General features: G+C 71.3%; 14 protein-coding genes. 8 read left to right on the forward strand and 6 right to left on the reverse strand.

Features of this window, described 5'->3' with window-relative positions; translation table 11 throughout:
* Window positions 1–102: 102 nt before the first annotated feature.
* From G515_RS19290 to G515_RS0103260, 3 genes are read left to right on the forward strand one after another with little or no spacing between them, the layout of a single operon-like run.
* On the forward strand, window positions 103–723 hold the full coding sequence (locus tag G515_RS19290) for a biotin transporter BioY (RefSeq protein ID WP_036553835.1): 621 nt from the start codon (window positions 103–105) through the stop codon (window positions 721–723).
* On the forward strand, window positions 720–1,433 hold the full coding sequence (locus G515_RS0103255; protein WP_028658984.1) for an energy-coupling factor ABC transporter ATP-binding protein: 714 nt from the start codon (window positions 720–722) through the stop codon (window positions 1,431–1,433). Before G515_RS19290 ends, G515_RS0103255 begins: the two co-directional genes overlap by 4 nt.
* Window positions 1,430–2,038, forward strand: a complete 609-nt coding sequence (locus G515_RS0103260; protein WP_028658985.1) for an energy-coupling factor transporter transmembrane component T family protein — start codon at window positions 1,430–1,432, stop codon at window positions 2,036–2,038. Before G515_RS0103255 ends, G515_RS0103260 begins: the two co-directional genes overlap by 4 nt.
* A gap of 333 nt (window positions 2,039–2,371) precedes the next feature.
* Here the strand turns inward: G515_RS0103260 and G515_RS0103265 are convergent, their stop codons facing one another.
* The 5 genes from G515_RS0103265 to G515_RS0103285 all read right to left on the reverse strand — a co-directional run bounded on the left by G515_RS0103265 (window position 2,372) and on the right by G515_RS0103285 (window position 7,943).
* Window positions 2,372–3,772, reverse strand: coding sequence for an amidase (locus G515_RS0103265; RefSeq protein ID WP_028658986.1), 1,401 nt, complete (start codon window positions 3,770–3,772; stop codon window positions 2,372–2,374).
* 18 nt (window positions 3,773–3,790) lie between these two features.
* Window positions 3,791–5,464: a serine/threonine-protein kinase gene (locus tag G515_RS22450; RefSeq protein WP_051217795.1), complete on the reverse strand. Its 1,674-nt coding sequence runs from the start codon at window positions 5,462–5,464 to the stop codon at window positions 3,791–3,793.
* 68 nt (window positions 5,465–5,532) lie between these two features.
* A complete protein-coding gene (locus G515_RS0103275) occupies window positions 5,533–6,612 on the reverse strand; it encodes a branched-chain amino acid aminotransferase (RefSeq protein WP_028658988.1) in 1,080 nt (359 codons plus the stop codon).
* An 85-nt stretch (window positions 6,613–6,697) separates the two neighbouring features.
* Entirely contained in the window at window positions 6,698–7,753 is a 1,056-nt protein-coding gene (locus tag G515_RS0103280; protein ID WP_028658989.1) for a 3-isopropylmalate dehydrogenase, read from the reverse strand.
* A gap of 10 nt (window positions 7,754–7,763) precedes the next feature.
* Window positions 7,764–7,943: a hypothetical protein gene (locus G515_RS0103285; protein ID WP_028658990.1), complete on the reverse strand. Its 180-nt coding sequence runs from the start codon at window positions 7,941–7,943 to the stop codon at window positions 7,764–7,766.
* A 302-nt stretch (window positions 7,944–8,245) separates the two neighbouring features.
* Here G515_RS0103285 and G515_RS0103290 point away from each other — a divergent pair, with 302 nt between their 5' ends.
* Complete coding sequence (locus tag G515_RS0103290; RefSeq protein WP_028658991.1) at window positions 8,246–8,815, forward strand: O-methyltransferase; 570 nt, start codon at window positions 8,246–8,248, stop codon at window positions 8,813–8,815.
* Here G515_RS0103290 and yczE read toward each other — a convergent pair.
* Window positions 8,793–9,527, reverse strand: a complete 735-nt coding sequence (yczE, locus tag G515_RS0103295; protein WP_028658992.1) for a membrane protein YczE — start codon at window positions 9,525–9,527, stop codon at window positions 8,793–8,795. The two genes, G515_RS0103290 and yczE, sit on opposite strands and share 23 nt — an antisense overlap.
* A gap of 60 nt (window positions 9,528–9,587) precedes the next feature.
* On the opposite strand from yczE, the gene yczR reads away from it, so the two are divergent.
* From yczR to G515_RS0103315, 4 genes are all read left to right on the forward strand, one after another.
* Window positions 9,588–11,024 carry a MocR-like transcription factor YczR gene (gene yczR / locus G515_RS0103300; protein ID WP_028658993.1) on the forward strand — a complete coding sequence of 479 codons (1,437 nt, stop codon included), beginning with the start codon at window positions 9,588–9,590 and terminating at the stop codon, window positions 11,022–11,024.
* 200 nt (window positions 11,025–11,224) lie between these two features.
* Window positions 11,225–12,457, forward strand: a complete 1,233-nt coding sequence (locus G515_RS0103305) for a quaternary amine ABC transporter ATP-binding protein (protein WP_028658994.1) — start codon at window positions 11,225–11,227, stop codon at window positions 12,455–12,457.
* Complete coding sequence (locus G515_RS19300; RefSeq protein ID WP_084652997.1) at window positions 12,454–13,440, forward strand: ABC transporter permease; 987 nt, start codon at window positions 12,454–12,456, stop codon at window positions 13,438–13,440. Before G515_RS0103305 ends, G515_RS19300 begins: the two co-directional genes overlap by 4 nt.
* Window positions 13,441–13,510: 70 nt before the next feature.
* On the forward strand, window positions 13,511–14,428 hold the full coding sequence (locus tag G515_RS0103315; RefSeq protein WP_051217797.1) for a glycine betaine ABC transporter substrate-binding protein: 918 nt from the start codon (window positions 13,511–13,513) through the stop codon (window positions 14,426–14,428).
* The last annotated feature ends 79 nt before the right edge of the window (window positions 14,429–14,507 follow it).

A 14,507-nucleotide genomic window follows, 5' to 3' on the forward strand; every position in this document is an offset into this window, starting at 1 on the left:
CCTCCCTCCGCCGGTCACCGATTGACCGGATCCGGATCCCACCCTAACCTGAACGTCGTTCAGTCCTGAACGCCGTTCACCTTTCACCCTCACGGAGCCCACGTGACCCACTCAGCTGACCGCCATCGGTCCACCGACCTCGCCCTGATCGCGGCGTTCGCCGCCCTGATCGCGGTCTGCTCAGTGCTCCCGGCTCTCTACCTCACCGGGCCGGTCCCGATCACGCTGCAGACCTTCGCCGTCATGCTCGCCGGCGCCGTCCTCGGTCCGTGGCGAGGGGTGCTCGCGGTGGCCCTCTACCTCGTCGTCGGCTTCGCCGGGCTGCCGGTCTTCGCAGGCGGGAAGGCCGGACTCGCCGTGCTGGCCGGGCCCACGGCCGGGTACATCGTCGGCTTCCTGGCAGCTGCGATGGTGACCGGTGTGGTCGTGACGCTCGGGTCGAGACTTCGGTTCGGAAGCCGCCTGGCCCTCGGCGTCCCGCTGCTGCTCCTCGCCGCCGTACTGGGGGTCGTGGCCAGCCACGCCTGTGGGATCGCCGGCATGGTGTGGCGCATCGACGGCATGACCTGGGCCGGCGCGTGGCACCTGGACAAGGTCTTCTGGCCCGGAGACCTCCTCAAGGCGGTCGCGGTCGCCCTCGTCGCAGCCCCGGTGCACCGGGCCTTCCCCGGGCTGCTGCGCGGAGCGCACCCCGCGCCGGCTCCGGAGAGGGTCACCGCGTGATCGAGTTCGACCGGGCGGGCGTGCGAGTGCCGGTGGCCTCGGGCGACCTCCAGATCCTGGCGCCCACCAGCCTCAGCCTCACCGAGCAGCGGGTCGCGCTGATCGGCCCCAACGGGGCCGGCAAGTCCACCCTCGCCCGGCTCGTCAACGGGCTGGCGACCCCCAGCAGTGGCCAGGTGCGGGTCGACGGCCTCGACGTCGCCACCCGCGGCCGGGAGGTGCGCCGCCGGGTCGGATTCACCTTCACCGACCCGGCAGCCCAGTTGGTGATGCCGACCGCCGCGGAGGACGTCGCGCTCTCCCTGCGACGGACGCACCGCCACCGGGCCGAGCGTCGCGCCGCCGCGCTCGACGTACTCGCCGACTTCGGTCTGGAGGAGTTGGCCGACCGTAGTGTCCAGACCCTCTCCGGCGGTCAGCGCCAACTGCTGGCGCTGGCCGGCGTCCTGGCCACCGCGCCCTCCGTCCTGGTCGCCGATGAGCCGACCACCCTGCTCGACCTCGCCAACGCCCGGATGATCGGCGACCTCCTGCTCGGACTCCCCCAGCAGCTCGTGCTCGTCACTCACGACCTCGACCTGGCCGCGCGCTGCGACCGCGCGGTGCTGGTCACCGATGGCAGGGTCGCAGCAGACGGGCCGGCCGCCGAGGTGGTCGCGCACTACCGCGCCACGGCCGGCACCGCCCGACCCGCGGGCGACCGCGGATGAGCACGATGCTGCTCGGCCACCACATCCCGGGCACGACGCGACTCCACCGGCTGCCGGCCGGGACCAAGCTGGGCGCGATGCTCCTCATCGGGCTGATCGTGGTCGTGGTGCGCGGCCCGGTGTCCGCGCTGGTCGCCGTCGCGATGGGGCTCGCCCTGCTCCTGTGGGCCGGTGCCGGCCTGCGGCTGACCCTCCGCGCGATCCGCGGTGTACTCGTGGTCGCGCTGTGTCTGGGCGGCTGGCTGGCCTGGCAGCAGGGTTGGGCCTCCGCCGTGGAGGGGGTCGGCGACCTGCTCGCGCTGGTGCTGGTCGCCACGGTCCTCACGCTCACCACGCCGGTCGACGAACTGCTCGACACGATCGCGCACCGGGTGCGCTTCCTCCGCCCGCTGGGCGTGGACCCGGAGCGGGTCGCCCTCGCGTTCGGTCTGATGATCCGGGCGATCCCAGCCACCGTCGAACTCGCCGAGGAGACCCAGCGGGCCGCCCGCGCCCGCGGCCTCGAACGTTCCCTCCCCGCCCGTCTGGTCCCGCTGGTCATCCGCGTCGTAGCTCGCGCCCAGCACACCGGGGACGCCCTGCACGCCCGCGGTCTCGGCGACTGACCCGACCCCCTCCCCCTTGCTTGCCGACCTTTAGGGGAGCGCTTCACGTCGGAGTTTCCGAAGGTTGAGTTGCGAGTTGTGGACCGTTGAGTTGAGAGTTCCGGGGACCCAACTCAACCGCCCGGGAGGCCCCACTCAAGCGCCCACGAGGCCCAACTCAACCGTCCGGGAGGCCCAACTCAACCGTCCGGGAGGGCCGACTCAACCGTCCGGGAGGGCCGACTCAACCGTCCGGGAGGCCCAACTCAACCGTCCGGGAGGCCCAACTCAACCGTCCACGAGGCCCCACTCAACGGAGGGGTGGGTCGGGCGGGTGGGCAGGAAGGCGAAGGGTCACCAGCCGGGCGGGCGGCGGTGGCGCCAGGGGGATGCCTCCTCGACGGCGGCGGCGAGGGCGAGCAGGCGGGCCTCCTCACCCGGACGACCGGCGAGCATCACCCCCACCGGCAACTGCTCGGCGGTCCAGTGCAGCGGGAGGGAGATGGCGGGCATGCCGGTGACGTTCCAGGCCGAGGTCCACGGGGTGAAGCGCTTCTGCGCGGCGAAGTCCGCGGCCGGATCCGCATCGTCCCGCAGGGCGCCCACGGCCACCGGCGGGCTTGCCAGGGTCGGGGTGAGAACGGCGTCGTACGGCGCCAGCGCGGCCAGCGCCTGCGCCGCGAACCGGCGCATCTGCCCGATGGCCAGCCCGAAGTCGGGCCCGCTGACCGCGCGGCCCCGCTCCGAGAGCCATCGGGTGAGTGGCCGGAGGAGCTGTTCCTTGCCCTCGGGGGCGCTGGACATCGCGGTCAGCACGGCCCAGCAGGTCTCGAAGAAGGGGACCGACTCGGGAGGCAGGGGGACGGCGATGTCCTCCACGTCGTGCCCGAGCGACTCCAGCAGTCGCGAGGCCTCCTCGTAGGCGCTCACGCAGGCGGGGTCGACGTCGACCTCGGCGATGACGGGCGTCAGGAACCGTGCGATCCGCAACCGGCCGGTGGGTTGGTCGCAGGCCTCGAGGAACCCCACCGCCGATTCCGGGGCCCAGTAGGGGTCACCGACCCGACGGCCGGCCAGGACGTCGAGCAGGGCGGCCGCGTCGCGCACCGTCCGCGCCAGTGAGCCGGCGGTGGCCAGCCCGATCGGGTCGCCGTACATCGGTGCCCCACTGATCCGGCCGCGGGTGGGTTTGAGCCCGACCAGCCCGCAGCAGGAGGCCGGGATCCGGATGGAGCCGCCGCCGTCCGAGCCCTGTGCGACCGGCACCAGACCGGCGGCGACCGCGGCCGCCGCGCCGCCCGACGAACCGCCCGCGCCGCGGCTGCGGTCCCACGGTGTGACCGCGGGGGGCGCGACGTCGGGCTCGGTGTAGCAGGGTGAGCCGAACTCGGGGGTGTTGGTCTTGCCGAGACTGATCATCCCCGCGGCCTGGATCGACTCCGTGACGTTGTCGGAGACCTCCGGCACATGGTCGGCGAAGGCCGCGGAGCCGAAGGTGGTGCGCACGCCCGCGGTGAGGTTGAGATCCTTGATCGCGGTGGGCACGCCGTACAGCGGCGAGTCTCCGATCGGGCCGACGGCGAGGGCGCGGGCGCAGCTCGAGATGTGTTCCTCGGCCACTGTCACGAAGGCCCCGACGTCGTCGAGCCGGTCGATCCGGTCGAGGTAGTGCTCGGCGAGCTCGGCCGGCGAGACCTCGCACCGACGTACCAGGTCGCCCTGCTCCAGCGCGGTCAGATCATGCAGTTCGGCCATACCGGCACACTAGGTGGTTCAGGGTGCGGAGAGCAGGGAGCTGAACGGCGGCTCCTGCGCCGGGGACCAGTCCGGGCCCTGGTCGTAGGCGGTCCAACCGCAGGCCGCACCGAGCGCGCCGATGAGGACCAGCACGCCGAGCCAGCCGCGGACACCGCTCGAGACCGGGCGCACGACCCGGCCGACCGGCCCGCGCACCCGCAGGGCGAACGGCCCCCACCACAGCCCGCCCAGGAACACCAGGCCGCAGATCCACACGCTGAGCGTCAACGGTGCGGCGACGGCGTAGCAGAGCAGAGCAGCGGCGGCGGTGACCCCGGCGGCCCATAGCCCGAGCAGCACGGTGCCGGGCACCCCGCGGATGAGGTCCCAGGGAGTTCGGATGACGGTCAGCGGGGCGTCGTACCACTTCTTGCCGCGTAGCCGGCGCCGGTCGGCGGCGGCCGAGGAGGCCAGCGATCCGCTGCGCAGCAGCCAGACGAGCACCATCAGGACGGTCACGACCATCCAGGGGTACGCCGCACCGGCCGCCGCCGCACCGATCCAGCCGGAGAGGAGGAGCAGCCCGCGCCGCAGCCGCTGCCCGGCGACCCCGGCATTCGGGTCGGGCGCCTCCGCCGGAGCCGTGCGCTGCCACTGGGTGGGTAGGTCCCCGGTGCGCTCCACCAGGGTGACCGGCGGTGCGGGACGTTCCAGGGGCGCGGCCGCTAGGTCGGCCCGGTCAGCCCGGTCGGCCCGGAGGTCGTCGAGGCGGGTCACGTCGCTGGGCAGTGGCGTGGGGCCGGCGAGGCCGGTGGCGGCCACGAACGGCATCGTCTCGGCCGGGAGTGGACGCCCCATCGTCGGCTCGGTCTGGGGACGCAGCCAGCTCAGCAACTGCTCGAAGGTCGGCCGGTTGCCGGGCTCGGGGTCGAGCGCCACCGTCAGGGCGCCGCGGAGCTCGTCGGGCATGCCGGCGAGGTCGTGCTGGCCGCGGCGGGCCCGGTCCATGATGGCCATCGACGGTCCCGTGCCGAACGGCGGCCGACCGGTGGCGGCGTAGGCGACCGTGGCCGCCCAGGCGTGGACGTCGACCGCGGTGGTGGGCTCCTCGCCGTACAGGATCTCGGGGGCGAGGTAGCCGGGCGTGCCCAGCAGCCAGCCGGTCTGGGTCAGCTTCGGGTCGTCAGCGACGCGGGCCAGACCGAAGTCGATGAGGATCGGCGTACGTCCCTCCATGAGGACATTCGACGGCTTCACGTCGCGGTGCAGCACCCCGGCCGAGTGGACGGCCGCGACGCCCTCGGCCAGACAACGCGCCAGCCAGATCAGGTCGCGGCCGGTGACCGGCCCCTCGTCGGCGACCTGATCGTGCAGCGAATAGCCGGGGACGTACCGGGTCGCCACGTAGGGCAGCGGGGCGTACGGATCGGCGTCGATGATCTCGGCGACCCATCGGCTCCGCACGCGACTCAGGGAGGCGACCTCACGCGCCAGTCGGGCGCGGGTCTCCTGGTCGCCGACCACGTGGGGCCGGAGCAGCTTGAGCGCGACCCGTTCACCATCGGCCTTACGAGCCAGGTGGACCACGCCCATGCCGCCCTCACCGAGCGGAGCCAGCAGGGTGTAGTCACCCACCCGTCCGTCGAACGGTCGGAGCATGTCGTGGTGACCCGGCGTCGGGAGGTCGTCAGAGCGCGGCGCGGAGGTCACGGACCGAGATTACCCGGGTGCCCCCCCGATCCCCCGGTCACCACGAGGGTGGCCTCGGGCACTCAGTGTCAGATGATCCGGTGCATCCAGCCGTGAGTGTCCTCGGCCCGGCCGAACTGGACGTCGACGAGGCGTCCGCGGATCTTCGTGGCGACGTCACCGTGCGGCAGGCTCGGTGCGGAGCCGCCGTCCCAGACCAGTTCGCCGACGGGGGTGATCACCGCAGCGGTGCCGCAGGCGAAGATCTCGGTGATCTCCCCGCTCGCCACGCCGTCCTTCCACTCCTGGATGCTGAACCGGCGCTCCTCGACGGTGTGGCCCATCTCCTTGGCGAGCTCGATGATCGAGGCCCGGGTGATGCCCTCGAGGATCGTGCCGGTCTCGGGGGTCACGATCCGGCCGTCGCGGTGGACGAAGTAGAGGTTCATCCCGCCGAGTTCCTCGATGTAGGTGCCCTCCTGGGCGTCGAGGAACACCACCTGGTCGCACCCGTGCTCGGCGGCCTCCTGCTGGGCGACCAGCGAGGAGGCGTAGTTGCCGCCGGTCTTGGCGGCGCCCATCCCGCCCCGGGCGGCGCGGGTGTACTCCTCGGTGAGCCAGATCCTGACCGGGGAGACGCCTCCCTTGAAGTAGGAGCCGGCCGGGGACGCGATCACCATGAACGTGACGTGCCGGGAGGGCCGGACACCGAGGAACGGCTCGGAGGCGAACATGAACGGCCGCAGGTAGAGGCTGCGCTCGTCGCCCGCCTCGGTGGTGGGCACCCAGCGCGCGTCGACCTCGACGAGCGCGTCGACGGCCTGCACGAAGTCGCTCTCCTCCAGCACCGGCAGCGCGAGCCGCCGGCTGGAGCGGACCATCCGCTGCGCGTTCGCCTCGGGCCGGAAGGACCACACCGACCCGTCGGGGTGGCGGTAGGCCTTCATCCCCTCGAAGATCTCCTGCGCGTAGTGCAGCACGGCGGTGGCAGGATCCATGCTGATCGGCCCGTAGGGCTCGATCCTGGCCTGGTGCCAGCCCTTCTCCGGCGTCCACTCCACCCGCAGCATGTGGTCGGTGAAGTGCTGGCCGAACCCCGGGTCGGCGAGGATCTCGGCGAGGCGGGCCTCGCTGACCGGAGCGGGCGAGCGGTCGGTGCTGATCTGCATGGTACGAATCTAGTCCTGTCTGGTGTCGCAGAGAGCTGGCGGGTCGGCGCTTGCCACCGAAGGGGCTCGCTCCTGGTGCTGGGCCTCAGCCGACCACGCGGGCGGCGACCGAGTCGCCGATCTCGGAGGTACGGCGGGGGCCGGAGCGCTCGGCCAGTTCGGCGCGGACGGCAGCCTCCACGGCGGCAGCGGCCTCGGCGTGACCGAGGTGGTCGAGGAGCAGGGCGCCGGAGAGGATCGCGGCGGTGGGGTCCGCCTTCTGCTGGCCGGCGATGTCGGGGGCCGAGCCGTGCACGGGTTCGAACATGCTCGGCGCGGTGCGGTCGGGGTTGACGTTGCCCGAGGCGGCCAGGCCGATGCCACCGGTCACGGCGGCGGCCAGGTCGGTGATGATGTCTCCGAAGAGGTTGTCGGTGACGATCACGTCGAACCGGGCGGGATCGGTGGCCATGAAGATGGTGGCGGCGTCGATGTGGAGATAGTCCACCTCGACGTCGGGGTAGTCGGCTCCCACCTCGGCGACCAGGCGCGACCAGATCGCGCCGGCGTGGACGAGGACGTTGGTCTTGTGGACCAGGGTGAGCCGCTTGCGCCGCTTGCGGGCGCGCTCGAAGGCGTCCCGGACCACCCGCTCGACCCCGAAGGCGGTGTTGACCGACACCTCGGTGGCCACTTCGGCCGGGGTGCCGACGCGGAGCGCGCCACCATTGCCCGTGTAGGGCCCTTCGGTGCCCTCCCGGACCACGACGAAATCGATCTCGCCGGGGTCGGCCAGCGGTGACACGGCGCCGGGCAGCAGCGTGGAGGGGCGCAGGTTGACGTAGTGGTCGAGCTCGAAGCGCAACCGCAGCAGCAGGCCGCGCTCGAGCAGGCCCGGGGGCAGCGCGGGATCGCCGGGCTTGCCCCCGACCGCACCGAGCAGGATGGCGTCGTGTCCTCGGATCTCCTCCAGCACCGCGTCGGGAAGCACCTCACCCGTGGCGAGGTAGTGCTCCGCGCCGAGGGCGTAGCGGGTCGGCTCGATCTTCACCGGCGAGACCGCCTCGAGGACCTTGAGCGCTTCGGCGGTCACCTCGGGACCGATGCCGTCCCCGGGGACGACGGCGAGGCGCACGGAATCAGTGGCACGGCGTTCTGTCATGGGGCGCAGCCTAATTGTCGTCGGGTCGCTGCCCGCCGCTGTCCCGCAGGTCGAGTGCCGCCTGCACGGCGGCACGGCTGCGGGGGTCGTGCGGGTCGTGCTTGGCCGGCCCCCACTCGCTGTCGCGGCGGGTGCCGGACCCGCTCGGGGAGGTCGGCTCGGAGTAGCTGTCGGGGTACATCGCGTACATCAGGGCTCCTCGGGAATCATGCGGGACGGTGGTCCGACCGAGCGCCGCGGTGAGCGGGCGGGATGCTCAGATCGGTCGGTGCCGAGAAGCCGAGTACGTACTGCGCGTACGAGAGCCACCGCGACGAGGTGGCCTCTCGTACAGTCCGGTCAGGACTGCCGGGCCTCGCCGCGGCACTCGATAAGTACGTACGCGAAACGCATGATGCGCCGAGGATACGGGGCTACGTTCGGGGCCACCACCCCCTGACCACGATGTGTTCGCATTGCAAGACCGGCGCCCGTCCTTGTCACACTGCACTCATGAGTGCGCCGCCAGACCTGCCGGAGATCGTCACCCGGGCCTTCGACGTGTCCCGGCAGGCCGGGTACGTGTCGTTCTGCCGCAACGAGACCGGCCGCCTGCTGGCCACGCTGGCCGCCACCCGAGAGGGCACGATGGCCGAGTTCGGCACCGGCTGCGGAGTGGGAACGGCCTGGCTGCGCTCCGGCATGCGGGGCCCCAAGACGATGATCCTGACCGCCGAACTGAATGCCTCCCTGGCCAACGCCGCGGCCAAGATCTTCGAGGACGACCCGCAGGTCGACGTACGCGCGGCCGACTGGGCGACCCTGCGTGACAAGGGCCCCTTCTCCCTGCTCTTCCTCGACTCCGGACAGCCCGACCAGGTCGGCGTGGACCAGATCAGCGACCTGATGGAGCCGGGCGGCGTCGTGGTGCTCGACGACTTCACCCCCTGCGAGCAGTGGCCGCCGTTGTCCTACGGGCGCGTGGACCCGCTGCGCGAGCAGTGGCTGCTCGACGAGCGCTTCACCGCCGTCGAGGTGCTGGTCGCCGCCGACACCAGCGTCATCCTCGCGACCAAGCGCTGAGCCGACCCGACGCCTCGCCCCGGGGCGGGCAGGGTGCGCAATCCAGGGACACCGTCCAGGCGGGCAGCCACCGCTGGGTGAGGGGTCCGATCGCCACGGCATAGAGGATCGTGCCGAGCCCGAGCGCGCCGCCGAGGAGCAGGCCGAGGATCACGACCGAGATCTCGAGTGCCGTGCGCACCAGCCGCAGCGAGAGACCGGTACGACGGGCCAGCCCGGTCATCAGTCCGTCCCGCGGGCCGCGCCCGAACTGTGCCCCGATGTACATCGCCCCCGCCAGGCCGTTGAGCAGCACTCCGCCGACCAGGAGCAGCAGTCGCAGCGGGAGCGCACCGGGCGGGTCGATCAAGGCGAGGGTGGCGTCGGCGGCCAGCCCGACCAGGACGGCGTTGGCCAGGGTGCCCAGGCCCGGCTTCTCCCGCAGCGGGATCCAGGCGAGCAGGACGACGAAGCTCATCACGACCACGGCCTGACCGAGCGTCAGGGGTACGTGGCTGATCAGCCCGGAGTGCAGCACGTCCCAGGGCGAGAGGCCGAGCGTGCCCCGCACCATCAGCGCCAGCGAGACCCCGTAGAGGACCAGTCCGGCGGCCAGTTGGGGCAGGCGCCTGCCGAGCCGACCGGCCCGCAGTTGGGCCAACGGACCGAGGTCGACCAGGGAGGGTCGGGAGGCCTGGGGTGCGGTGGGACGAGGCGGTGAAGATGCGGTCACCGGTCCATCATCGAGACGATTGGCCTACAACTAAATAGCCAATCGTGCGATGGTGGACCCATGCCCGGTTCGGTGAGCGCCTCCCGACTGGCCGGCCTCGTCGAGGGGTTCGGCCGTTCTCCGGCGTACGCCGGCCTGGCCGAGGCCCTGACCCTGCCGATCGGGGACGGCCGCATCCCGCTGGACACCCGTCTCCCGAGCGAGCGGGAGCTGAGCCAGGCCCTGTCGGTGTCGCGGACCACGGTGACCCGCGCCTACGCCGCGCTGGTCGAGTCCGGCTATGCCCGGGCGAAGCAGGGCGCCGGCACCTTCACCCGGGTGCCGGGCGGTCTCACCCGCGCGCACGACAAGACCCTGACACCGGGTGTGTCCGGCGTGGATGCCATCGACCTCAACTGCGCGGCGGGCACCGCCCCGCCGGGCGTGGCCGCCGCCTACACGGCCGCCCTCGAGGAGCTCCCCGCCCACCTGGGTGGGCACGGCTACTTCCCTGCCGGGGTGCCGGAGCTACAGGAGGCGATCGCGGCAACCTACACCGCGCGGGGTCTTTCCACCCGTCCTGACCAGGTGATGGTGACGACGGGGTCGCTCAGCGGCGCGGCGATCGTCGCCCAGGCGCTGAGCGGACCCGGTGATCGGGTGCTGGTCGAATCCCCTGTCTATCCCAACGCCGTGGACGCGATCCGGCACTCCGGCGCCCGCCTGGTCCCGGCCGTGGTCGACGCGGACGCGCTCGACCTGCCGGCGGTCGAGGACACGATCCGGCACTCCGCTCCGAAGCTGGCCTATCTGATCCCCGACTTCCAGAACCCGACCGGACATCTGATGAGCGACCCGCAGCGCGAGCACCTGGCCGGCGTCCTGCGCGAGACCGACACGATCCCGGTGATCGACGAGGCCCATCAGGCGCTGCTGCTCGACGGCGGCGAGATGCCGGCCCCGTTCGCGTCGTACTCCCCCGACGCGATCACCCTGGGCAGCGCCTCGAAGAGCTTCTGGGGCGGCCTCCGACTCGGCTGGATCCGGATGCCCGAGGCCATGCGGGATCCGCTCGAGCGGGCGCGCCTGCGCCTCGACCTCGGCGCCCCCGTGTTCGAGCAGCTCGCCCTGCGGCACCTGCTCGCCGACTCCGAGTCGGTGCTGACCGCCCAGCGAGCCAGACTGCGCGCCCAGCGTGAGGCTCTGGTGCAGGCCGTGCGCACCCAGTTGCCGGACTGGACCTTCCGGGTGCCCTCCGGCGGACTGGCGCTGTGGTGCCGGCTGCCGTACGGCTCGGCGACCCGCCTGGTGGAGGAGGGCGAACGCCGGGGGGTCGTGGTCGCGCCCGGACCGGTGTTCGCGGCCGAGGGTGGACTCGACCGGTTCGTCCGAGTGCCGTGGACACGGCCCGCCGAGGAGCTCCGGGCTGCGGTGACGCTGCTGGCCGAGGCCTGGGAGCTGGTGCGGTCCGCCCCACCGCCTTCGCGACGGTCCCGGACCCGGGTGATGGTGGCGTGAACACACCTGATAACGCGCCCGGAATCAGATCGAGAATCACGGCCGCTGAAAGTGGATAATCACGAGAATTCACGGTCAACTGTTATTGAATCCTCATCCCCATCAGATTTGCGCATGACAGATCGTCTGTGATCGCCTGAAAGAGGCGCCCACCCCAATGACGTCTCCCCTGGACGTCCCCCCCGACACAAGGAGGTCAGGTGCCAGCGATCGAAGCACACCACCTGTACAAGGTGTTCGGCCGAAGAGGCCCCGAGGGGGTCAGGCGACTGGAGGCCGGCGCCGACCCCGAAGAACTCCAACGAGCCGGGATGACCCCTGCCGTCATCGACGCGTCGTTCTCGGTCGAGGAAGGCGAGATCTTCGTGGTCATGGGCCTTTCCGGCTCCGGCAAGTCCACCCTGATCCGCATGGTCAACGGGCTCTTCGAGCCCACCGCCGGCCATGTCGATGTGTACGGCGAGAACCTCACCGCCGCCAAGGGCAAGAACCTGCGCCGGATCCGCCGCCAGCGGATCAGCATGGTCTTCCAGCACTTCGCACTCTTCCCCCACCGCTCCGTGCTCGACAATGCCGCCTACGGCCTCGAGATCCAGGGCGTGCCCACCGCCGAGCGCCGCGCCAAGGCGCACGAGTCGCTCGAACTGTGCGGCCTGAGCGGGTGGGACGACCACCTGCCCGGCGACCTGTCCGGCGGGATGCGCCAGCGCGTCGGTCTGGCCCGCGCGCTGGCCTCCGACACCGACGTCCTGCTGATGGACGAGGCGTTCAGCGCGCTGGACCCCCTCATCCGCCGGGACATGCAGGATCAGCTGATCGAGCTTCAGCAGCAACTGGGCAAGACCATCCTGTTCATCACCCACGACCTCAACGAGGCGATGCGTCTCGGTGACCGGATCGCGATGATGCGCAACGGCCGGATCGTCCAGATCGGCACCGCCGAGGACATCCTCACCGACCCGGCCAACGACTACGTCGCCCGCTTCATCGCCGACGTCGACCGCACCCGGGTGCTCACCGCGTCCTCGGTGATGGAGCCGCCGGTGGAGGTCCTGGGCGTCACCCAGGGCCCGCGCGCCGCGCACAAGGTCATCCGGGAGAAGCAGATGTCCGCGGTGATGGTGGTCGACCGCCAGCGCAAGCTGCAGGGCATGGTCACCGAGGCCGCCGCGGCGGACGCGGTCCACTCCAGGGTCGACTCCCTCGCGGGTGTCATGGAGCAGCCCGTGACCGTCTCCGCGGACACCCCGGTCGCCGAGCTCTTCAGCGCCTCCGCCGGTTCGTCGGTCCCGCTCGCCGTGGTCGACGACGACGGCCGGCTCGTCGGCGTGATCCCCCGGGTCACCCTGCTGAGCGCCCTCGGCAAGGTCACGGCCGCCCAGCACATGATGGAGGAGCACTCCTCCGAGGAACTCGTGGGAGGCGCCTCATGATCCGCACCGCTTGGTACGACGATCGCATCGACGGGGTCCCCAGGATCCCGGTCGGTGAATGGATCGACACCGGGTTCGAGTGGTTCAAGGACACCTTCGACAACTTCTTCGACGCCGTCTCCGACGGCATCGAGGCCACCGTCAACGGGCTCGCGGACGTGCTCCAGTGGCCGCCAGCCCTGGTGATGGCCCTGATCTTCGCCCTGATCGCCTGGGCGGCCCGCGACTGGAAGCTCGGCGTGGGCACCATGCTCGGGATGACCCTGATCATCTCGATGGCGCAGTGGGACTACGCCATGGACACCCTGGCGTTGATCCTGGTGGCGGCCGTGATCGCCCTGGTGATCGGCATTCCCCTCGGCATCCTCGCGGCCCAGTCCGAGGTGGTCAGCAGGATCGTCAGACCGATCATGGACCTGATGCAGACCATGCCCGCGTTCGTGTGGCTGGTCCCGGTGGTCTCGCTGTTCAGCATCGGAGTCTCCGGCGCGCTGGTCGCCACCGTGATCTTCGCGCTGCCGCCCGGCGTCCGCTTCACCGAGCTCGGCATCCGCCAGGTCGAGCCCGAGGTGGTCGAGGCCGGTCACGCCTTCGGCGCCACCTCCGGTCAGATCCTCCGCCGTATCCAGCTCCCCCTGGCAACCCCGACCGTGATGGCCGGTGTCAACCAGGTGATCATGCTCGCCCTCTCGATGGCCGTCATCGCCGGCCTCGTCGGCGGCGGCGGGCTCGGCAGCCAGGTCACCACCTCGATCTCGCGTCTCGACATCGGGCTCGGCTTCGAGGCCGGCCTCTCGGTCGTGATCCTCGCCATCTTCCTGGACCGCGTCACCGCCGCAATCGGCGGCCGCGAGGCCGGTCGTGGCCGGTTCAAGGGCCTGTTCCGCCCCAAGCCCGCCCAGAGCGAGGAGGAGAAGGCCGTCGAGATCGAGAAGCTGAAGATCCGCCCCGCCGCCGGTGCAGGTGTTGGTGGAGCGAGCTGATCACCCCGGACTCTCGGAACCACCCCATCGCGTGCCGGCCCCGGGCCCGGCACACAACGGAAGGACCAGCATGAATCGCAAGTGGACAGGAAAGCGGCTCGGCGCGGCGACCATCGCACTCGGCCTCGGCCTGAGCGTCGCGGCCTGCGGCTCCGACGACGACGGCGGCGACGACAGCGCCAGCGGTGGTGGCGGCGACACCATCACCCTCGGCATCATCCCGTCGTGGACGGACGGGCTGAGCATGGCGTACCTGTGGCAGAACGTCCTGGAGGACGAGGGCTACACGGTCGAGATCGAGGAGATCGCCGACGCGGCGCCGCTCTACACCGGCGTCGCCGAGGGCGACATCGACATCTACCCGTCGGCCTGGCCCGATGTGACCCACGCCGCCTACATGGATCAGTACGGCGACGACCTCGAGGACCTCGGCACCTACTACGACAACGCCAAGCTGACCCTCGCCGTCCCCTCCTACATGGACGACGTCAACTCGATCGAGGATCTCACCGGCAATGCCGACCGCTTCGACGGCAAGATCATCGGCATCGAGCCCGGCGCCGGCCTGACCAAGGTCACCAAGGAGAGCGTCATGCCCGAGTACGGGCTGGACGACGACTACACCCTGGTGGAGTCCTCGACCCAGGCCATGCTCACCGAGCTGGGCAGCGCCATCGACGCCAAGGAGGACATCGTCGTCACGCTGTGGCGTCCGTTCTGGGCCAACACCACCTACGACGTCAAGGACCTCGAGGACCCCAAGGGTGCGCTGGGCGAGCCCGAGGGCCTGCACGAGATCGCCACTGCCGGTTTCAGCGACGAGTACCCCGACGTCGCCGAGATGATGGGCAACGCCAAGCTCGACGACGACCAGTACGGCTCCCTGGAGGACATGGTTGTCAACGAGTACGGCCAGGGCAAGGAGGCCGAGGCCGTCCAGGCGTGGCTGGACGAGAACCCCGACTGGGTCGACACCCTGAAGGGCTGACCTCGGCTCGGATCCCCTGAGAAGGGGCCGGACGGCGACCGCCGTCCGGCCCCTTCTCCGTTTCCCGGGTGCTGATCCC

The organism is Nocardioides insulae DSM 17944 (genome assembly GCF_000422825.1).
GTDB classification, from domain to species: Bacteria; Actinomycetota; Actinomycetes; order Propionibacteriales; family Nocardioidaceae; genus Nocardioides; species Nocardioides insulae.

What these genes read in the sequence shown, in the direction of transcription:
- G515_RS0103260 (WP_028658985.1), top strand. Translation starts at nt 1,430, where the DNA reads ATGAGCACGATGCTGCTCGGCCACCACATCCCGGGCACGACGCGACTC.
- G515_RS0103265 (WP_028658986.1), bottom strand. Translation starts at nt 3,772, where the DNA reads ATGGCCGAACTGCATGATCTGACCGCGCTGGAGCAGGGCGACCTGGTA.
- G515_RS0103275 (WP_028658988.1), bottom strand. Translation starts at nt 6,612, where the DNA reads ATGCAGATCAGCACCGACCGCTCGCCCGCTCCGGTCAGCGAGGCCCGC.
- G515_RS0103280 (WP_028658989.1), bottom strand. Translation starts at nt 7,753, where the DNA reads ATGACAGAACGCCGTGCCACTGATTCCGTGCGCCTCGCCGTCGTCCCC.
- G515_RS0103285 (WP_028658990.1), bottom strand. Translation starts at nt 7,943, where the DNA reads ATGTACGCGATGTACCCCGACAGCTACTCCGAGCCGACCTCCCCGAGC.
- G515_RS0103290 (WP_028658991.1), top strand. Translation starts at nt 8,246, where the DNA reads ATGAGTGCGCCGCCAGACCTGCCGGAGATCGTCACCCGGGCCTTCGAC.
- yczR (WP_028658993.1), top strand. Translation starts at nt 9,588, where the DNA reads ATGCCCGGTTCGGTGAGCGCCTCCCGACTGGCCGGCCTCGTCGAGGGG.
- G515_RS19300 (WP_084652997.1), top strand. Translation starts at nt 12,454, where the DNA reads ATGATCCGCACCGCTTGGTACGACGATCGCATCGACGGGGTCCCCAGG.
- G515_RS0103315 (WP_051217797.1), top strand. Translation starts at nt 13,511, where the DNA reads ATGAATCGCAAGTGGACAGGAAAGCGGCTCGGCGCGGCGACCATCGCA.